The following is a 19,618-nucleotide window of genomic DNA, read 5'->3' on the forward strand; positions in this document are numbered from 1 at the left end:
GGATTTTTTACGCCAGATATTTACCCGCCGTAGCGGCTATGGCTAAATGGCGGCCTTATTGACTTGCGAAAAGAACAACATGACTGCATTTTTTCATTTCCTGCTGGCGCTGGCGGTGATCCTCGCCCTGGCCTGGCTTGTCAGCTACGACAGACAAAAAATTCGTATTCGTTATATTCTCCAGTTGATTATTATCGAAATAGCGCTCGCTTTCTTTTTCCTGCACGCCGAAAGCGGCCTGTGGCTGGTAAAAAATATTTCCGGCTTTTTTGCTTCGCTGTTAGGCTTTGCCGCCGAAGGGACCAATTTCGTCTTTGGCGGCATGAGCGAAAAAGGCTTAGCCTTTATTTTCCTGGGCGTCCTGTGTCCGATTGTGTTTATTTCCGCGCTGATTGGTATTCTCCAGCACTGGCGGATCCTGCCGATTTTTATTCGCGTGATTGGCACCCTGCTGTCGAAAGTAAACGGCATGGGTAAGCTGGAATCTTTCAACGCCGTCAGCTCGCTGATCCTCGGCCAGTCGGAGAACTTCATTGCCTACAAGGGCGTACTGGGCGACCTCTCCTCACGGCGACTGTTCACTATGGCGGCGACGGCCATGTCGACCGTATCGCTGTCGATTGTCGGCGCCTATATGACCATGCTGGACGCCAAATATGTCGTCGCAGCGCTGATCCTCAATATGTTCAGCACCTTTATCGTGCTGTCGGTAATTAACCCGACGCGGCCGGGCAGCGAGCAGGAAATAAAACTCGAGAAGCTGCATGAATCGCAGAGTTTCTTTGAAATGCTCGGGGAATATATTCTGGCCGGCTTTAAAGTGGCGATGATTATTCTGGCGATGCTGATCGGTTTTATCGCCCTGATCAGCGCCATTAACGCGCTGTTCGCCACCCTGTTTGGTCTCAGCTTCCAGCAGATCCTCGGCTACGTCTTTTATCCGCTGGCGTGGCTTATCGGCATCCCGCTGAGCGATGCGCTAAACGCCGGCAGCATCATGGCCACCAAACTGGTCGCTAACGAATTTGTGGCGATGATTGAGCTGCAAAAGATTGCCGCCAGCATGACCCCTCGCGGGCTCGGCATTCTCTCGGTATTCCTGGTGTCGTTTGCCAACTTTGCCTCGATCGGCATTATCGCCGGGGCGATCAAAGGCCTGAATGAACCGCAGGGCAATATCGTCTCCCGCTTCGGCCTGCGGCTGGTGTATAGCGCCACGCTGGTAAGCCTGCTTTCCGCCAGCTTCGCCGGGCTCGTGCTGTAAAACAAACGGCGGGGCTGCCCCCGCCGTTTACTCAGAACTGCACGCAGACCGGCTGGTCGACACGCATCACCGACTCCTGCGCGAAGCGTGATTTATAGCCCTGGCGCAGAGCCTCAATACCCGCCTCGCTCTGCGCGTCATGCCCATGGATCACCATCAGCGCCTTGCTCTGCTCCCGCACCACCTGACCATTCTGGCCAAGCCACTGGCCGTGGGCATCAAACACCGTCAGCCCGTCGCGAAAGCGCGGCGTGACGTCACGGTCGACAAACTGTTGCCACTCTTCAGCGGTGATGTCTTTCCCCGCCGGGCGGCTCAGACCGAAGTAAAGCGTGGTTTGCACCATGGACTTATCCGCCGGGCAGACGCCGGGCTTCGGCGCGCTGGTCGATGAACTTCCACCCGCCACGCAGCCGCTGAGTAACCCTGCCAGCACCAGCGCCATTGCACCCTGTCTGAACGTCATCTTTGCTATCCTCATTGTTATTAGTCAGGAAATATCAGCGGATTTTCAGATAATTAGCAAGGGTTATAATATTCCGGCACGGCACCAGGCAATAAAAAGCCCGCCAGCGGCGGGCTCGTGAGCATTAGATGATCTTACTCAGCCGTGGCGCGTACCGGCGGCGGCGTATGGTAGTGGGCATCCGCTTCGGCAAAGCGCTGCTGCATGCTGGCCGACGGCGCTTTATCCAGCAGGCTAAAGACCACAATCCCGATGCTGCCGAAGACAAAGCCCGGAATGATTTCATACAGGCCCAGCCAGCCAAACTGCTTCCAGACGATCACGGTCAGGGCGCCAATCACCATCCCGGCCAGCGCGCCGTTACGGGTCATGCGCGACCACATTACCGAGAACAGGACCACCGGGCCAAAGGCGGCGCCGAAGCCAGCCCAGGCGTAGCTCACCAGACCCAGCACGCGGTTTTCCGGATTGGCCGCCAGGGCAATGGCCACCAGGGCAACCACCAGCACCATCATACGGCCCACCCACACCAGCTCTTTCTGACCGGCGTTTTTACGCAGGAAGGCTTTATACAGGTCTTCGGTAATTGCGCTCGAGCAGACCAGCAGCTGACAGCTCAGGGTGGACATCACCGCCGCCAGAATCGCCGACAGCAGGATCCCGGCAATCCACGGGTTAAACAGGATTTGCGCCAGTTCGATAAACACGCGCTCGGCGTTCTGGTTAACCGCGCCCGCCAGGCTCGGGTTGTTATTGAAGTAGGCGATGCCAAAGAAGCCGACGGCCACCGCCCCGCCGAGGCAGAGGATCATCCAGGTCATACTAATGCGACGTGCGTGAACGATGCTGTGGTGCGAATCCGCCGCCATAAAGCGCGCCAGAATATGCGGCTGACCGAAATAACCCAGCCCCCAGCCCATCAGCGAGATAATCGCCACGAAGTTCAGCCCTTTCAGCATGTCGATATTTTCGATGCTCTTCTGCTTAATCACTTCCAGCGAATCGCCAAAGCCGCCGACGGAAATAATCACGATCACCGGGGTGAGGATCAGCGCGAAAATCATCAGGCTGGCCTGCACGGTATCGGTCCAGCTAACCGCGAGGAAGCCGCCGACGAAGGTATAGATAATCGTCGCCGCCGCCCCGGCCCACAGTGCGGTTTCATAACTCATGCCGAAGGTGCTTTCAAACAGACGCGCCCCCGCGACAATTCCTGAAGCGCAATAGATGGTAAAGAACAGCAGAATAACCAGCGCCGAAATAATTCTCAGCACCCGGCTTTTATCTTCAAAACGGCCGGTAAAATAATCGGGCAGCGTCAGGGCGTTATTATTCACCTCGGTATGCACGCGCAGGCGACCGGCCACCAGCTTCCAGTTAATCCACGCCCCCAGCGTTAAGCCAATGGCGATCCAGCTTTCGGAAATCCCGGAGAGAAAAATCGCCCCTGGCAGGCCCATCAGCAGCCAGCCGCTCATATCCGACGCCCCTGCGGAAAGCGCGGTCACAAATGGCCCCAGACTCCTTCCCCCGAGAATATAATCATCGAAGTTTTTGGTCGAACGCCAGGCAATAAACCCTATCAATACCATACCAAAAATATAAACAATAAATGTCACCAGCATCGGTGTGCTAATAGCCATGCAAAGTCTCCAGAATTTTTATCGACAGCGTCCAACTTCGTCGTTTTTTTCCACTACCGGAACGGGGTAATGGCGCATTGTTTAATTGGGCGACCGTATCCTGACGGAAGCTTCGGTTTTTCACAAACGATTTAACACAGCATTTACACGAAAAACCGACGGCGCAAAACGTCAATTTGTTAGAGGTTGCACTCTCTCACGTTTTTAAAGGTTGCACCAAACAAAAGTGTTAACTCACGCATACAAATACCCTATGAGCCCGGGGTTAAATTTCTGCTATTTTAGGGGTTATTTTTAACAAATTAGCCATTTCACGGCTTCCGTCACAAGCCACAATTAACAAGGTTGCACAAAGTTGCAACATAGTGGATATTTCCATGCAACCGCATAAGCCTAACGATAAATGACAGGAGTTTTGAGCATGGGCACCACCACCATGGGTGTTAAGCTTGACGACGCAACCCGCGAGCGCATTAAATCCGCCGCGAGCCGTATTGACCGCACGCCGCACTGGCTGATTAAGCAGGCCATCTTTAATTATCTGGAAAAACTGGAGAACGACGAGACGCTGACTGAGCTGCCGGCCCTGCTCTCCGGGGCCGCCAACGAAAGCGATGACGCCAGCGAACCAACGGAAGAGCCCTATCAGCCGTTCCTCGAATTCGCCGAGCAGATCCTGCCGCAGTCGGTGAGCCGCGCGGCGATCACCGCCGCCTGGCGACGTCCGGAAACCGACGCGGTACCGATGCTGCTGGAGCAGGCCCGTCTGCCGCAGCCGCTGGGCGAACAGGCGCACAAGCTGGCGTATCAGCTGGCGGAAAAACTGCGCAACCAGAAAACCGCCAGCGGCCGCGCCGGCATGGTGCAGAGCCTGCTGCAGGAGTTCTCCCTCTCTTCACAGGAAGGGGTGGCGCTGATGTGCCTGGCGGAAGCCCTGCTGCGTATTCCGGATAAAGCCACCCGCGATGCGCTGATCCGCGACAAAATCAGCAACGGCAACTGGCAGTCGCACATCGGCCGCAGCCCGTCGCTGTTCGTCAACGCCGCCACCTGGGGGCTGCTGTTCACCGGAAAACTGGTGTCGACCCATAACGAGACCAGCCTCTCCCGCTCCCTGAACCGCATCATCGGCAAGAGCGGCGAACCGCTGATCCGCAAAGGCGTGGATATGGCGATGCGCCTGATGGGCGAGCAGTTCGTCACCGGGGAAACCATCGCCGAAGCGCTGGCCAACGCCCGCAAGCTGGAAGAAAAAGGGTTCCGCTACTCCTACGATATGCTCGGCGAAGCCGCCCTGACCGCCGCTGACGCCCAGGCCTATATGGTTTCTTATCAGCAGGCGATTCATGCCATCGGCAAAGCCTCCAACGGCCGCGGCATTTATGAAGGTCCGGGTATCTCCATTAAGCTCTCCGCGCTGCACCCGCGCTACAGCCGCGCGCAGTATGACCGGGTGATGGAAGAGCTTTACCCGCGGCTGAAATCGCTGACCCTGCTGGCGCGCCAGTATGACATCGGCATCAATATTGACGCCGAAGAGGCAGACCGTCTGGAGATCTCCCTCGACCTGCTGGAAAAACTGTGCTTCGAGCCGGAACTGGCCGGCTGGAACGGGATTGGCTTCGTGATTCAGGCCTACCAGAAGCGCTGTCCGTTTGTCATTGATTACCTGATTGACCTCGCCACCCGCAGCCGCCGTCGCCTGATGATCCGTCTGGTGAAAGGCGCCTACTGGGATAGCGAAATTAAACGCGCGCAGATAGAAGGTCTCGAAGGCTATCCGGTATACACCCGCAAGGTTTACACCGACGTCTCCTACCTCGCCTGCGCGAAGAAGCTGCTGGCGGTGCCGAACCTGATTTACCCGCAGTTCGCCACCCATAACGCCCATACTCTGGCGGCTATCTACCAGCTGGCGGGCCAGAACTACTACCCGGGCCAGTATGAGTTCCAGTGCCTGCACGGCATGGGCGAACCGCTGTACGAGCAGGTGGTGGGCAAGGTCGCCGACGGCAAACTGAATCGGCCGTGCCGGATCTACGCCCCGGTGGGCACCCACGAGACGCTGCTGGCGTATCTGGTGCGTCGTCTGCTGGAGAACGGCGCCAATACCTCTTTCGTCAACCGTATCGCGGACAATACCCTGCCGCTGGACGAGCTGGTGGCCGACCCGGTCAGCGCGGTAGAAAAACTGGCGCAGCAGGAAGGCCAGGCCGGCCTGCCGCATCCGAAAATCCCGCTGCCGCGCGATCTCTACGGCAGCGGCCGGAGCAACTCCGCCGGTCTCGATCTGGCGAACGAGCACCGTCTGGCCTCCCTCTCCTCTTCCCTGCTCAACAGCGCGCTGCATAAATGGCAGGCATTGCCGATGCTGGAGCAGCCGGTGGCCGAAGGCGAGATGCAGCCGGTGGTTAACCCGGCAGAGCCGAAAGATATCGTCGGCTACGTCCGCGAAGCCAGCGACGCTGAAGTGCAGCAGGCGCTGACCAGCGCTATCAACAATGCGCCGATCTGGTTCGCCACTCCGCCGCAGGAGCGCGCCGCCATTCTTGAGCGCGCCGCGGTGCTGATGGAAAGCCAGATGCCGACCCTGATGGGGATCCTGGTGCGCGAGGCGGGTAAAACCTTCAGCAACGCCATCGCTGAAGTGCGCGAAGCCGTTGACTTCCTGCACTATTACGCCGGCCAGGTGCGCGACGATTTCGATAATGAAACTCACCGCCCACTGGGTCCGGTGGTCTGTATCAGCCCGTGGAACTTCCCGCTGGCGATCTTCACCGGCCAGATTGCCGCCGCGCTGGCGGCCGGCAACAGCGTGCTGGCGAAACCTGCCGAGCAGACGCCGCTTATCGCCGCCCAGGGCGTGGCGATTCTGCTGGAAGCCGGCGTGCCGCCGGGCGTTATTCAACTGCTGCCGGGCCGCGGGGAGACCGTGGGCGCCGCGCTAACCTCCGATGAGCGCGTACGCGGCGTGATGTTCACCGGCTCCACCGAAGTGGCCACCCTGCTGCAGCGCAATATCGCCAGCCGCCTCGATCCCCAGGGCCGCCCGACGCCGCTGATCGCCGAAACCGGCGGGATGAACGCGATGATCGTCGATTCGTCGGCGCTCACCGAGCAGGTAGTGATCGACGTGCTGGCTTCCGCGTTCGACAGCGCTGGCCAGCGCTGCTCCGCCCTGCGCGTGCTTTGCCTGCAGGAAGAGGTCGCCGATCACACCTTAACCATGCTGCGCGGCGCCATGAGCGAGTGCCGGATGGGCAATCCGGGGCGCCTGACCACCGATATCGGTCCGGTTATCGATGCGGAAGCGAAAGAGAATATCGAACGCCATATTCAGGCGATGCGCGCCAAAGGCCGCACCGTCTACCAGGCGGTGCGTGAGAATAGCGAAGACGCCCGCGAATGGCGTCACGGGACCTTCGTGCCGCCGACGCTTATCGAGCTCGACAGCTTCGACGAGCTGAAAAAAGAGGTCTTCGGCCCGGTACTGCACGTGGTGCGCTATAACCGTAACGAGCTGGACAAACTGGTCGAGCAGATTAACGCCTCTGGCTACGGCCTGACCCTCGGCGTGCATACCCGTATCGACGAAACCATCGCCCAGGTCACCGGCAGCGCCAAGGTGGGCAACCTGTACGTCAACCGCAATATGGTTGGCGCGGTGGTCGGCGTTCAGCCGTTCGGCGGCGAAGGGTTGTCCGGTACCGGTCCGAAAGCCGGCGGTCCGCTGTATCTGTACCGTCTACTCTCCAGCCGTCCGCAGGACGCGGTTGGCGTGACCTTCGCCCGCCAGGATGCGGAGCGTCCGCTGGACGCCCAGCTGAAAACGCTGCTGGAAAAACCGCTGCAGGCGCTGCAGCAGTGGGCCGCGGGCCGTCCTGAGCTGCAGGCGCTGTGCCAGCAGTACAGCGAGCAGGCGCAAAGCGGCACTCAACGCCTGCTGCCGGGGCCAACCGGCGAGCGCAACACCCTGACGCTGATGCCGCGCGAGCGCGTGCTGTGCGTAGCGGATAACGAACAGGATGCGCTGATCCAGCTGGCGGCTGTGCTGGCGGTGGGTTGTGAAGTACTGTGGCCGGACAGCGCCCTGCAGCGCGATCTGGCGAAGAAACTGCCGCGGGAGGTCAGCGAGCGCATTCGCTTTGCCAAAGCGGAGCAGTTGCCTGGCCAGGCCTTCGACGCGGTTATCTACCACGGCGATTCCGACCAGCTGCGCGAGCTGTGCGAGCAGGTGGCGGCGCGCGACGGGGCGATTGTCTCCGTGCAGGGCTTCGCCCGCGGCGAAACCAATCTGCTGCTGGAGCGGCTGTATATCGAGCGTTCGCTGAGCGTTAACACCGCGGCGGCAGGCGGTAACGCCAGCCTGATGACCATCGGCTAAAACGGGCTCCCCGGTGGCGCTGCGCTTACCGGGGCTACCTACCACCGCCAAAGGGTAGCCCGGATAAGGCGCGGTGCGCCGCCATCCGGGCAATCAGTCTGCGCTGCGATCAGCTAATGACAGCCGACGTCAGCTGTGTTTAATTAAGGCTCCCGGACGGGAGCCTTTTTTATGGGAGCAGAACAATGAAACGCACGTTATTTGCCGTGATGGCCCTGCTGGCCAGCGGCGCGGCGCTGGCGGACGAGTGCAGCAGCGCCAACACCCAAACCGAAATGAATCAGTGCGCGGCTGCGCAGTATCAGGCGGCCGATAAAAAACTGAACGACACATGGCAGCAGGCCCTGCAGCGGGCGGTGGGTAAACAACAAACATTACTGAAGCAGGCGCAGCAGGCATGGATCGCCTTACGCGACGCCGACTGCGCCTTTCTCGCGTCCGGCGCCGAAGGCGGCAGCATGCAGCCAATGCTGGTCAGCCAGTGCATGACCGATAAGAGCGTGGAGCGGGAGTCTTTCCTCGCCTCGCTGCTACAGTGCGAGGATGGCGATCAAAGCTGCCCGCTGCCGCCCGCCAATTAACGGACGCGAATGCCTTCGATAATCATCCGCTGGACATTATCGACCGTTTGTTCAAAAAAGGCCGCATCCTGCAGCGTGGCGCCGGTGACCGCCTCCACCTGGGTGGCGAAGTCGGCGTAATGCTGGGTGGTAGCCCAGATCATAAAGATTAAATGCTGTGGATCGACCGGCGCCAGCTTGCCGCGGTCGATCCAGCCGGAGACTATCGCCGATTTTTCGTCGACCAGCGCTTTCAGATCCCCGGTCAGTTCGCCCATCAGCAGCGGCGCCCCCTGCAGCATCTCGAGGCAGAAGAGCTTCGAGGCCTGGGGGTGATCGCGGGACACCTCCAGCTTCAGGCGAATATATTCGCGGATCGCCACCAGCGGGCTGATATCCTCACGAAAGGCCTTCAGCGGCGCCAGCCAGATGGCGAGGATCTGCTGCAGGACAGCCACATACAGCGCCTCTTTCGAAGGGTAGTAATAGAGCAGATTGGTTTTCGATACCCCGGCGCGCTCAGCCACCTGCTCCAGCCGCGTACCGTGAATACCAAATTGCGAAAATGCCTCCAGCGCGGCGGCCAGGATGGCCTCCTTTTTGGCGCTGACCGCTTGTGAACGTTTGCCGCTTTTCTTCACCGCGCCCTGTGCCATACATCCTCTCCTTCAGTTGACGCCACCAGCATAGCAAAAGCCCTGCGCCGACACGACCCCATGCACCCTGATTGCGCATGACTGCCGTTTTTTCGTGCACTGATTTTGACCATCCAGTCCACTTTTTTATCGTCCTTTTTAGCAACTCAAAAGTAACACATTAATAACATTAGCATTTATAAAACTGGCATCGCCTTTGCTTTACCTTTTCTGCGAGGTGGTCCAGGGAGAGGCAGGATGCCGCACCATCGCAACCCATCTTCCATGACTGCAGAGAGGTAGGTATGAAAATTGGTGTTTTCGTTCCCATTGGCAACAACGGCTGGCTGATCTCCACCCATGCCCCGCAGTATATGCCGACCTTTGAACTGAATAAGGCCATCGTGCAGAAGGCCGAGCACTACCATTTCGACTTCGCGCTCTCCATGATCAAACTGCGCGGCTTCGGCGGGAAAACTGAATTCTGGGATCACAACCTGGAGTCCTTCACCCTGATGGCCGGCCTGGCCGCGGTGACCTCGAAGATCCAGATCTACGCCACCGCCGCCACCCTGACGCTGCCGCCGGCGATTGTCGCCCGGATGGCCTCCACTATCGACTCCATCTCCGGCGGCCGGTTTGGCGTCAATCTGGTGACCGGCTGGCAAAAACCGGAATATGACCAGATGGGCATGTGGCCGGGAGATGACTATTTCGCCAGCCGCTATGACTATCTCACCGAATACGTCCAGGTGCTCCGTGACCTGTGGGGCACCGGGCGCAGCGATTTCAAAGGTGACTACTTCACCATGAACGACTGCCGGGTCAGCCCGCGCCCGTCGCAGCCGATGAAGGTGATCTGCGCCGGGCAGAGCGATGCCGGGATGGCCTTCTCCGCCCAGCATGCGGACTACAACTTTTGCTTTGGCAAAGGGGTCAACACGCCAACGGCCTTTGCCCCGACCGCCGCACGCATGATGCAGGCGGCGGAAAAAACCGGCCGCGACGTGGGGTCCTATGTGCTGTTCATGGTGATTGCCGACGAAACCGACGAGGCGGCGCGCGCCAAATGGGAACATTACAAAGCGGGCGCCGATGAAGAAGCGCTGGCGTGGCTCACCGAGCAGAGTCAGAAAGATACCCGCTCCGGCAGCGATACCAACGTGCGCCAGATGGCCGACCCCACCTCGGCGGTCAACATTAACATGGGCACCCTGGTCGGATCGTATGCCAGCGTCGCCCGTATGCTTGATGAAGTAGCGAGCGTGCCCGGCACCGACGGCGTGCTGCTGACCTTTGATGATTTTCTTGCCGGCATTGACGCCTTTGGCGAACGCATTCAGCCGCTGATGCGCTGCCGGAACCACATTGCTTCTGTTACCCGTGAGGTGGCCTGATGATTACCCTTCCCGCTCGCCCGGAATCCCTGACCTTCGCGCCGCAGCAGAGCGCGCTGATTGTGGTCGATATGCAGAACGCCTACGCCAGCCAGGGCGGTTATCTGGATCTCGCCGGCTTTGACGTCTCCGCTACCCGGCCGGTTATCGACAATATTAATACCGCCGTCGCCGCCGCTCGCGCCGCGGGTATGTTGATTATCTGGTTCCAGAATGGCTGGGATGATCAGTATGTTGAAGCTGGCGGCCCGGGCTCGCCGAACTATCACAAATCCAACGCGCTGAAAACGATGCGTCAGCGTCCGGAGCTGCAGGGCAAGCTGCTGGCGAAAGGCGGCTGGGATTATCAGCTGGTGGACGAGCTGACGCCGCAGGAAGGCGATATCGTGTTGCCGAAACCGCGCTACAGCGGCTTCTTTAACACCCCGCTCGACAGCATTTTGCGCAGCCGCGGCATACGCCACCTGGTGTTCACCGGGATCGCCACCAACGTCTGCGTCGAATCGACGCTGCGCGATGGCTTCTTTCTCGAATACTTCGGCATCGTGCTGGAGGATGCCACCCATCAGGCCGGCCCGGCCTTCGCCCAGCAGGCGGCGCTGTTCAATATTGAAACCTTTTTCGGCTGGGTCAGCGACGTCGAGAGCTTCTGCCACGCGCTGTCCCCCGCCACCCCGCTGGCTTTAGCCAAGGAGAAACGTTATGCCTAAACAGGTGATTATTCCGCCAGGCACCACCGCGCCGATTGCCCCCTTTGTTCCGGGGACGCTCGCCGACGGGGTGGTCTACGTCTCGGGCACCCTGCCGTTTGATAAGCAAAACAATGTGGTGCACATCGGCGACCCAAAGGCGCAAACCCGCCACGTGCTGGAGACCATCAGGAGCGTTATCGAAACGGCGGGCGGGAGTATGGCGGATGTGACTTTCAACAGCATCTTTATCACCGACTGGACAAATTACGCCGCGATTAACGAGGTCTATGCCGAGTTCTTCCCCGGCGATAAACCGGCGCGCTTCTGCATTCAGTGCGGACTGGTGAAGCCCGATGCGCTGGTGGAAATCGCCAGCGTCGCCCATATCGGTACCCCGACATGATGAGGCTCAATATTGCTCCTGCTCCGTGGCCCGGCGCGCCGGTGGTGGTCCTCAGCGCCGGTCTGGGCGGGGGCGGCGGCTACTGGCTGGCGCAGCGCGCGGCGCTGGAGGAACAGTATCAGCTGGTGAGTTATGACCATAACGGGACCGGGGAGAACGCTGGTCCGCTGCCCGCCGGCTACAGCCTGGCGACGATGGCCGGGGAGCTGTTCAGCGCTCTGCAGGCGGCGGGGATCGCCCGCTTCGCGCTGGTGGGCCACGCCCTGGGGGCGCTGATTGGCCTGCAGCTGGCGCTCGATCGCCCCGAGGCGGTGAGCGCCCTGGCGCTGGTCAACGGCTGGCTGTCGCTGTCGCCGCATACCCGCCGCTGCTTCCAGGTGCGCGAGCGTCTGCTGCATGCCGGCGGCGCGCAGGCGTGGGTCGAAGCGCAGCCGCTATTTCTCTACCCGGCGGAATGGATGGCCGCGCGCCTGCCGCGCCTCGAAGCGGAAGATGCGCTTGCCATCAGCCATTTTCAGGGCAAAGAGAATCTGCTGAAGCGGCTGCAGGCCCTGAAGCAGGCTGATTTTTCACGCCGTGCGTCGGCCATCGCCTGCCCGACGCTGATTATCAGCGCCGCTGACGACCTGCTGGTCCCCGCCTCCTGCTCCCGCGTGCTGCAGACGGCGATCCCCGGCAGCCAGCTCGTGGAAATGCCGCGGGGCGGCCATGCCTGTAACGTCACCGACGCCGATACCTTTAATACCATTTTACGCGACGGGCTGTCCGCTATGCTGCCGGTCGCCAGGGAGACCCGATGAACGACGCAATAAACCACACGGCCTGCGAGACGCTGTTTACCCAGGCCCGGACCCACAACGGCTGGCTGGATAAGCCGGTGAGCGATGCGCAGCTGCAGGCCGTCTGGGACCTGATGAAAATGGGGCCGACTTCCGCCAACTGTTCGCCAGCGCGCATCGTGTTCGTGCGCAGCGCGGAAGGCAAAGAGAAACTTCGCCCGACGCTCTCCAGCGGCAATCTGCAGAAAACCATGCAGGCGCCGGTGACCGCCATCGTGGCGTGGGATAGCGCCTTCTACGACCGGCTGCCGACCCTGTTTCCCCACGGTGACGCCCGCAGCTGGTTTACCTCCAGCCCGCAGCTGGCGGAAGAGACCGCGTTTCGCAACAGCTCCCTGCAGGCGGCGTATCTGATTTTTGCCTGCCGGGCGCTGGGCCTCGACACCGGGCCAATGTCCGGTTTTGACCGGGAAAAAGTCGACGCGGCATTTTTTGCCGACAACGGCTGGAAAAGCAACCTGCTGGTGAACATCGGCTATGGCGACCCCGGCAAGCTGTACGGCCGCCTGCCGCGCCTGTCCTTTGATGAAGCCTGCCTGCTGGCATAAGGAGTTTACGATGGAGTTAACGGACAAAACGAGTTTCCGTGACGCCATGGCCCACGTCGGCGCCGCGGTTAACATTATTACCACCGATGGCCCGGCGGGCCGGGCGGGGTTCACCGCCAGCGCGGTCTGCAGCGTTACCGACACGCCGCCGACCCTGCTGGTCTGCCTGAACCGCTCGGCCTCGGTGTGGCCGGTGTTCAGCGAACACCACACGCTGTGCGTCAATACCCTGGCGGCCGGACAGGAGGCCCTGTCGACGCTGTTTGGCGGTAAAACGGCAATGGACGAGCGTTTTGCCGCCGCCGACTGGCAGACCGGCGCCACCGGCTGTCCGCGGCTGGAGGCGGCCCTGGTCAGCTTTGACTGCCGCATCGACCAGCGCGTCAGCGTCGGGACGCACGACATTCTGTTTTGTCACGTCGTGGCCATTACCCGTCACCCGGAGCCCCGGGGACTGATGTGGTTTGACCGCGGCTATCACACGCTTATGCGACCCGCTTGTTAACCTTTAACCCGGGATATCATCATGGCACTCTTCGATTTTCCTCGCTGGAAGCTGACCTCTCCTGCCGCCGAATCCGGCGTTGTCGCCCCCGATGAACGCTTGTCGGCCGGGCAAACGCTGGTGATGGGCGTGCAGCACGCCGTTGCGATGTTCGGCGCGACGGTGCTGATGCCGTTGTTGATGGGGCTCGACCCGAACCTGTCTATTCTGATGTCGGGCGTCGGCACCCTGCTGTTCTTTGTCGTCACCGGCGGACGGGTGCCGAGCTATCTCGGCTCCAGCGCCGCTTTTGTCGGGGTGGTGATCGCCATTACCGGCTTTAACGGCCAGGGGCTGAACCCTCATCTGAGCGTCGCCCTTGGCGGGATCATCGCCTGCGGGCTGGTCTACACCCTGATTGGTCTGGTGGTGATGAAGATCGGCACCCGCTGGATCGAGCGCCTGATGCCGCCGGTGGTGACCGGCGCGGTGGTGATGGCTATCGGCCTGAACCTGGCGCCGATTGCCGTGCGCAGCGTCTCCGCCAGCGCCTTCGACAGCTGGATGGCGGTGTTAACTGTGCTCTGCATCGGCATAGTGGCGGTATTTACCCGCGGGATGCTGCAGCGACTGCTGATCCTGGTCGGCCTGATCGTCGCCTGCGCGCTGTACGCCCTGCTGGCTAACGGCCTGGGCCTTGGCAAACCGCTGGACTTCTCCCCCCTCGCCCAGGCGGCGTGGTTCGGGCTGCCGCACTTTACCACCCCATCCTTTAACGGCCAGGCGATGATGTTGATTGCGCCGGTCGCGGTGATCCTGGTGGCCGAGAACCTCGGGCACCTGAAGGCCGTCGCCGGGATGACCGGGCGCAATATGGACCCGTACATGGGGCGCGCCTTCGTCGGCGACGGGCTGGCGACCATGCTCTCCGGTTCGGTGGGCGGCAGCGGGGTCACCACCTATGCGGAGAACATCGGCGTCATGGCGGTGACCAAGGTCTACTCAACCCTGGTGTTTGTCGCCGCGGCGCTGATTGCCATGCTGTTGGGTTTCTCGCCGAAGTTCGGCGCATTAATCCACACCATTCCCGGGCCGGTGATCGGCGGCGCCTCGATCGTGGTCTTTGGCTTAATTGCCGTCGCCGGGGCGCGGATCTGGGTGCAAAACCGGGTGGATCTGAGTCAAAACAGCAATTTGATCATGGTGTCGGTGACCCTGGTGCTGGGCGCCGGCGATTTCGCGCTGTCGCTGGGCGGCTTTACGCTGGGCGGGATTGGCACGGCCACCTTCGGGGCGATCCTGCTGCACGCGCTGCTTCATCGCGGGACGCGCGAGGCGAAGGAGGCCAGGGTAACGCCGGTGTAAGCCACATTAGCGCGGCGTTGGCGCAGGGTGCGGTGTGGGCCTGGGTGGTGTGATCCTGTAGGCCGGATAAGGCATTTATGCCGCCATCCGGCACCACCACGGGCACGGAACCTGACCGCCCGGCGGCGCTGCGCTTGCCGGGCCTGGAGACTGCCACGGCCTTCCGGGAATGTCTCAGCGATTTTGAGGCCGTCAGCACCGGCAGTTTCAGCAAGAAAGGTGAATAAATTAACGGCAGGTCCTACGAACGCAGGCCGGGTAAGGCGCAGCCGCCACCCGGCATAAAAGCGGCTCCGTTCCCGCAGTCATCGCCCGGCGGCGCTGCGCTTGCGCGGGCCTGGAGACAATCAGAGCCGGACGAGTACCAGCCAGGATAAGCGCCGCTGTCGGGTCAGAAGGAAAATATTATGGCTCGCGGCGATCGGCCAGGTCCGTGAGCGGCTGCGCATCGTCGTTTGTGGAAACCTGCGGCGGCGACTTGCGCTTCCACTTCAGCTCGCTCACCAGCACCCCCGCGAGGATCAAAACGCAGCCGAGCAGGGCCAGCAGCGGCAGACGCTCACCGGCCAGCCGGCCAAAAATACCGGCCCATACCGGTTCACCGGTATAAATAAGGGTGGCCCGCGTCGGCGAGACGCTGCGCTGCGCCCAGTTCATGGTCACCTGAATGATCGCGCTGAAAATCCCCAGCCCCAGCGCGACGCCGAGCAGGGCCGGCGTCAACGACGGCACCGATTCACCTGCCGGCTTCATGGCGGCGAAAGCCACCAGCGACGCGGTCGCCAGCTGCACCACCGTCACCCGGCGGACATCGACTTTTCCGGCCCAGGCGCTGATAAGGATAATCTCCGCCGCGATCGCCACCGCGCTTGCCAGAGTGATCATCTCCCCCACGCCAAGCGCCAGCAGATTATTTTCCGGCCCGGCCAGCAGAATTAAACCAATAAAGGCCAGCACAATCCCCACGCAGGACATCACCCCCGGCATACGTCCCAGGCACAGCCACTGCAGCAGCGGCACCAGCGGCACATACATCGCGGTGATAAAGGCAGATTTACTGCTGGAGATGGTCTGTAGTCCCCAGGTCTGCAGGCCATACCCCAGCGCAATCGCCACGCCAATCGCTACCCCGGCCTTCACCTCCAGCCACGTCAGACCGCGCAGAGTGCGCAGCGAAAGCAGGCCCACCGCCAGCGCGGCGGTCGCAAAACGCAAACCGACAAAAAACAGCGGCCCGCTGAGGCTCACCGCGTACTGTACGGCAAGGAACGTCCCTCCCCAGAACATGGTGATCATGATAAGGAGCGCTTCCTGGCGGCTAACGGAGAATTTTAACGAAGACATAAGACAGCCATGACGATTAACGGGCGACCAGTGTGCAATCCGCCCGGCGGGAGCGCAACCACCGACAGATAAAAAAACCGCCGGCAGATGCCGGCGGCGAGGGCGATGCGGTTGGGTCGGGGAGATTAACACCGCATCAAAGAGAACAGTGCGAGTCGCGCGTTAACTTTCACGACTACCATGACTGTTTTTACCCCCTTTTTTGCCAGCCTCTGAGGCGCGCTGAGGGTCATTTTTAAAATTCCCCCCGCTATGCTGGCCACCTTTACGTCCTGCTTCTGATGCTCTTTCACGGTCTTCGGCAAAGTTGCCGGAACCGCCACGATGGTTTGCCATTACTGACCTCCATTAGGTTAGACATCATAGTGCATTACGCGGGAGCGGCGACGCCGCTGTCCTGCCGCGTATCTATAAGGTTAGTGAATGACTACGGCTGACGGCGGCGAATGTAATATCCAGAAACAAAGCCGGGCGAAAAAAGCTTCCTCGCGCCGCCAACAGCTCCTAACCGACTCTGCTGGCGAAGAAAAAATAGTCAGCAAAAATGTATCCTGATGCTACATCCTCGCCGCAGCGGCCAAAATAGCAGGCGCAACGCTTCCTCCTTCACTTCCTTTCAGGCCGCGCGGTGCAAGGAAAAGTAAATAACGCTTTGTCATTTTGTTATAAATCAAACAAATGCCCGTTGGATTTGCACTCTCCGGCGGAGGCTTTATCTTTAAAGGTACCAGCTATTTTGCTGGCTTATAATGCAACCGAGGAGTGATGGAAATGGCTAAAATTCTGGTGCTTTATTATTCCATGTATGGACACATTGAAACCATGGCTCACGCCGTCGCCGATGGGGCGAACCGGGTGGACGGCGTTGAGGTGGTTGTGAAGCGCGTGCCGGAAACCATGCAGGCTGAAGCATTCGCCAAAGCAGGCGGGAAAACGCAAAACGCGCCCGTCGCCACGCCGCAGGAGCTGGCAGAGTATGACGCCATCATCTTTGGTACCCCGACGCGCTTCGGCAACATGTCCGGTCAGATGCGTACTTTCCTCGATCAAACCGGCGGTCTGTGGGCGTCCGGCGCTCTGTATGGCAAAATCGCCAGCGTATTTAGCTCAACCGGTACCGGCGGCGGCCAGGAACAAACCATTACCTCGACCTGGACGACGCTGGCCCACCACGGCATGATCATCGTCCCGATCGGCTATGGCGCCCAGGAGCTATTCGATATCTCCCAGGTACGCGGCGGTACCCCTTATGGCGCAACCACCATCGCCGGCGGCGACGGCTCGCGGCAGCCGAGCGAGGAAGAGTTAGCCATCGCCCGCTATCAGGGTGAACATGTCGCCAAACTGGCCGTTAAACTGCACGGCTAATCTTCTGCAGGAGGAGCACTATGCCAACTCAAGAAGCAAAAGCACATCGCGTCGGCGAATGGGCAAGTTTACGTAACACCTCACCGGAAATTGCCGAGGCGATTTTCGAAGTCGCCCACTACGATGAGAAACTGGCGGAGCAAATCTGGGAGGAAGGCAGCGACGAAGTGCTGGCGCTGGCCTTTGCCAAAACCGATAAAGACAGCCTGTTCTGGGGCGAACAGACGATTGAGCGTAAAAACGTCTAGGAGGTTTATCCCCACCTGGGCTCACCCTAACCTGCTAAAAAAACCCGGAGTGCTCCGGGTTTTTTTCGTTATTTCGCCGCCTCGTTGATCACCTTTTTAAAGGTCTCCAGCGGGCAGAATCCCTGGTCATCAACCGGACAGCCGTTAAGCGCCAGAGTGACCCGCTGCGGCGGGGCCTGCAGGGTTAACGCGTCGGCGTTACGCAGTTGCTCGGTACTTTGATAGACATACTCAATCTTCATCAGATCGCGATTGCCGGCGCTGTCATGCCAGCGCTGAAACAGCAGTTTGCCGCCGATAGGAGTGCGCTCATACTGGCCGGGCAGTTGATAGGGCTTAAAGTCCAGGGCGGTGAGCAGCGAGGCGATATTCGAGTCGTGTCCGACCAGCAGCGTGACTTTCGCCTTGCTGGCTCCCTCGCCCACCAGCGCGTTATCGATATATTTAACCAGCGGTTTGGCGACGTTTTGCGCCACCGCCACCGAGGTAAACAGACTATCCTGATAGCCATTTTTCAGCTTCGACAGCACTTGCCACTGCTTATCGCTGGCGATCTCCCCCCACGCCACCTGATCTTTCGGGAAGCCTTCATAATATTGCAGGGTGAAGGCGTCTACCAGCGAGTTGCCCACCTTCAACGGTCCGGACACTCCCGGCTCCTGCTGATAACCGGCGCTAAAGGTATCTTTACCCTCGCTCAGGGAACAGACCTTCTTCTCTTTGCAGGAGGGCGAGTTGCGGTAATCGATCATCGTCTCCAGCAGCTTGTAGCTCTCGGTCAACTGCATTCCCTGGCGCTCTTTTTCCATCGCCTGCAGCGCTTTCTCGCGAAACGCCGGGGAGTCGTCGGTAATAACCGGGTTGAAGGTCGGGTCCATGGTGCCCATCTGAGGCTGGTGATGCACCGGGATGCCGCAGCCCGGGAACGCGCCGGTGATAAAGAACTGCGCGGTGGCGACGGTGCGCTGCAGGCTGTTAGCGTAGGCATAAACTGCGTTTTCCGGCGGGCACTCGCCGCTGGTCACCAGCTTCTGCTGCGCCAGCCATTCGCGCATATAGTGGCCCATATACACCTCCAGCACACCGCCTTTGGTGGTCAGCTGGCCGCCCGGCACATCCCACTGCGGCCAGGCCTTGGCGGTGGACTGCTCCAGCACGCTGCCGTTATTGGCCAACGGCGCACGCAGGTTGTGACGACTCATGATCAGCACCTGCTGCAGCTGATACCCCTCCGGAGCGGCCGTGTCCTGCGCCTGAGCGCCAGCGGATAACATCACCGCGCCGGCAACGGCGGCGGCAAGTAGACGTTTTTTCATCCCTTCATCCTTAGTCATTTATTATCATCGCGTTAATTGTGCCGGATTTATGACATTTTTCCTGGTAATCGCTCGCAAACTTAGACCGTAGCCGAAAATTTCCCCTGCAGGGCAAAGAGTTTTATAATGAAACAATTAACCTGGAGGCTTTCGTGAAACGTACCCGTCTGGAAAACAGCTGTTGCCCTATCGCCCGCTCCCTCGACGTTATCGGCGACTGGTGGTCGCTGCTGATCGTCCGCGATGCTCTGCGCGGGGTGCGCCGTTTTAGCGAATTCCAGAAAAACCTCGGTATCGCCAAAAACATGCTCGCCGGGCGGCTGAAAATGCTGTTGGATGAAGGCATCCTGCGCCTGCAGCCGGCCTCCGACGGCAGCGCCTGGCAGGAGTATGTCCTGACCGATAAGGGCCGTGCCCTGCAAACGGTGCTGGTCGCCCTCTCCCAGTGGGCAGACGACTATCTGTTCGATCCTGACGAACCGGCGACCCGGCTCATTGACCGCCAGCAGCGCCAGCCCCTGCGTAAGCTGGTCCTGCAGGCGGCGGATGGCCGTGAGCTGGCCCCGGCGGACATCACCATCGCTATCCCGCTGAACGACTAAACGCTGCCCGCGACAGGCAAAAATGAAAAAGTCCTGGCAAAATGGTTGCATTATTAAACC

20 protein-coding genes are annotated in these 19,618 nt (G+C 60.2%); 14 read left to right on the forward strand and 6 right to left on the reverse strand.

The window, feature by feature from the left end; all coding sequences use genetic code 11:
* Nucleotides 1-79 precede the first annotated feature (79 nt).
* Entirely contained in the window at nt 80-1,264 is a 1,185-nt protein-coding gene (locus tag IB144_RS16985) for a nucleoside transporter C-terminal domain-containing protein (RefSeq protein WP_002898911.1), read from the forward strand.
* Nucleotides 1,265-1,295: 31 nt separating this feature from the next.
* Here IB144_RS16985 and IB144_RS16990 read toward each other — a convergent pair whose 3' ends face one another.
* Both IB144_RS16990 and putP read right to left on the reverse strand, forming a co-directional pair.
* Nucleotides 1,296-1,730, reverse strand: coding sequence for a DUF3574 domain-containing protein (locus IB144_RS16990; RefSeq protein WP_004150827.1), 435 nt, complete (start codon nt 1,728-1,730; stop codon nt 1,296-1,298).
* Nucleotides 1,731-1,864: 134 nt separating this feature from the next.
* Nucleotides 1,865-3,373, reverse strand: coding sequence for a sodium/proline symporter PutP (putP, locus tag IB144_RS16995; RefSeq protein WP_004147889.1), 1,509 nt, complete (start codon nt 3,371-3,373; stop codon nt 1,865-1,867).
* A 421-nt stretch (nt 3,374-3,794) separates the two neighbouring features.
* Between putP and putA the strand changes: the two genes are divergently transcribed.
* Together putA and IB144_RS17005 are read left to right on the forward strand one after the other, a co-directional pair.
* Complete coding sequence (putA, locus tag IB144_RS17000) at nt 3,795-7,757, forward strand: trifunctional transcriptional regulator/proline dehydrogenase/L-glutamate gamma-semialdehyde dehydrogenase (protein ID WP_065888817.1); 3,963 nt, start codon at nt 3,795-3,797, stop codon at nt 7,755-7,757.
* Nucleotides 7,758-7,942: 185 nt separating this feature from the next.
* Entirely contained in the window at nt 7,943-8,338 is a 396-nt protein-coding gene (locus tag IB144_RS17005) for a lysozyme inhibitor LprI family protein (protein ID WP_002898886.1), read from the forward strand.
* Here the strand turns inward: IB144_RS17005 and rutR are convergent.
* The gene (gene rutR, locus IB144_RS17010; protein ID WP_002898883.1) at nt 8,335-8,973 is read right to left on the reverse strand and encodes an HTH-type transcriptional regulator RutR; all 639 of its coding nucleotides are present in this window, start codon (nt 8,971-8,973) and stop codon (nt 8,335-8,337) included. The two genes, IB144_RS17005 and rutR, sit on opposite strands and share 4 nt — an antisense overlap.
* A gap of 284 nt (nt 8,974-9,257) precedes the next feature.
* On the opposite strand from rutR, the gene rutA reads away from it, so the two are divergent.
* The 7 genes from rutA to rutG are packed head-to-tail and all read left to right on the forward strand — an operon-like array spanning nt 9,258 to nt 14,680.
* Nucleotides 9,258-10,349: a pyrimidine utilization protein A gene (gene rutA, locus IB144_RS17015; protein WP_004179293.1), complete on the forward strand. Its 1,092-nt coding sequence runs from the start codon at nt 9,258-9,260 to the stop codon at nt 10,347-10,349.
* A complete protein-coding gene (rutB, locus tag IB144_RS17020) occupies nt 10,349-11,059 on the forward strand; it encodes a pyrimidine utilization protein B (protein WP_004224061.1) in 711 nt (236 codons plus the stop codon). The genes rutA and rutB overlap by 1 nt, the downstream gene beginning before the upstream one ends.
* A complete protein-coding gene (gene rutC / locus IB144_RS17025) occupies nt 11,052-11,444 on the forward strand; it encodes a pyrimidine utilization protein C (RefSeq protein ID WP_002898877.1) in 393 nt (130 codons plus the stop codon). The genes rutB and rutC overlap by 8 nt, the downstream gene beginning before the upstream one ends.
* On the forward strand, nt 11,441-12,244 hold the full coding sequence (rutD, locus tag IB144_RS17030; RefSeq protein ID WP_048270551.1) for a pyrimidine utilization protein D: 804 nt from the start codon (nt 11,441-11,443) through the stop codon (nt 12,242-12,244). Before rutC ends, rutD begins: the two co-directional genes overlap by 4 nt.
* Entirely contained in the window at nt 12,241-12,831 is a 591-nt protein-coding gene (locus IB144_RS17035; protein ID WP_002898814.1) for a malonic semialdehyde reductase, read from the forward strand. The genes rutD and IB144_RS17035 overlap by 4 nt, the downstream gene beginning before the upstream one ends.
* Nucleotides 12,832-12,841: 10 nt before the next feature.
* The gene (rutF, locus tag IB144_RS17040; RefSeq protein ID WP_014907862.1) at nt 12,842-13,336 is read left to right on the forward strand and encodes an NADH-dependent FMN reductase RutF; all 495 of its coding nucleotides are present in this window, start codon (nt 12,842-12,844) and stop codon (nt 13,334-13,336) included.
* A 21-nt stretch (nt 13,337-13,357) separates the two neighbouring features.
* Entirely contained in the window at nt 13,358-14,680 is a 1,323-nt protein-coding gene (gene rutG, locus IB144_RS17045) for a pyrimidine utilization transport protein G (protein ID WP_004211313.1), read from the forward strand.
* Nucleotides 14,681-15,085: 405 nt separating this feature from the next.
* On the opposite strand, the gene IB144_RS17050 is transcribed toward rutG, so the two are convergent.
* Both IB144_RS17050 and IB144_RS17055 read right to left on the reverse strand, forming a co-directional pair.
* Entirely contained in the window at nt 15,086-16,024 is a 939-nt protein-coding gene (locus IB144_RS17050) for a DMT family transporter (RefSeq protein ID WP_004183619.1), read from the reverse strand.
* Between the two features lie 162 nt (nt 16,025-16,186).
* Entirely contained in the window at nt 16,187-16,360 is a 174-nt protein-coding gene (locus IB144_RS17055) for a general stress protein (RefSeq protein WP_002898708.1), read from the reverse strand.
* Nucleotides 16,361-16,447: 87 nt separating this feature from the next.
* Between IB144_RS17055 and IB144_RS17060 the strand changes: the two genes are divergently transcribed.
* From IB144_RS17060 to IB144_RS17070, 3 genes are all read left to right on the forward strand, one after another.
* On the forward strand, nt 16,448-16,579 hold the full coding sequence (locus IB144_RS17060; protein WP_020323707.1) for a hypothetical protein: 132 nt from the start codon (nt 16,448-16,450) through the stop codon (nt 16,577-16,579).
* A 216-nt stretch (nt 16,580-16,795) separates the two neighbouring features.
* Complete coding sequence (gene wrbA / locus IB144_RS17065) at nt 16,796-17,392, forward strand: NAD(P)H:quinone oxidoreductase (RefSeq protein WP_002898704.1); 597 nt, start codon at nt 16,796-16,798, stop codon at nt 17,390-17,392.
* 20 nt (nt 17,393-17,412) lie between these two features.
* On the forward strand, nt 17,413-17,640 hold the full coding sequence (locus IB144_RS17070) for a YccJ family protein (protein ID WP_002898701.1): 228 nt from the start codon (nt 17,413-17,415) through the stop codon (nt 17,638-17,640).
* Between the two features lie 68 nt (nt 17,641-17,708).
* Here the strand turns inward: IB144_RS17070 and agp are convergent, their stop codons facing one another.
* Nucleotides 17,709-18,956, reverse strand: a complete 1,248-nt coding sequence (gene agp, locus IB144_RS17075; protein WP_004183618.1) for a bifunctional glucose-1-phosphatase/inositol phosphatase — start codon at nt 18,954-18,956, stop codon at nt 17,709-17,711.
* Between the two features lie 152 nt (nt 18,957-19,108).
* Here agp and IB144_RS17080 point away from each other — a divergent pair, with 152 nt between their 5' ends.
* Entirely contained in the window at nt 19,109-19,558 is a 450-nt protein-coding gene (locus tag IB144_RS17080) for a helix-turn-helix domain-containing protein (protein WP_032103568.1), read from the forward strand.
* Nucleotides 19,559-19,618 lie beyond the last annotated feature (60 nt).

Origin of the sequence: Klebsiella sp. K4, assembly GCF_014596785.2 — a bacterium.
Lineage (GTDB): Bacteria > Pseudomonadota > Gammaproteobacteria > Enterobacterales > Enterobacteriaceae > Klebsiella > Klebsiella pneumoniae.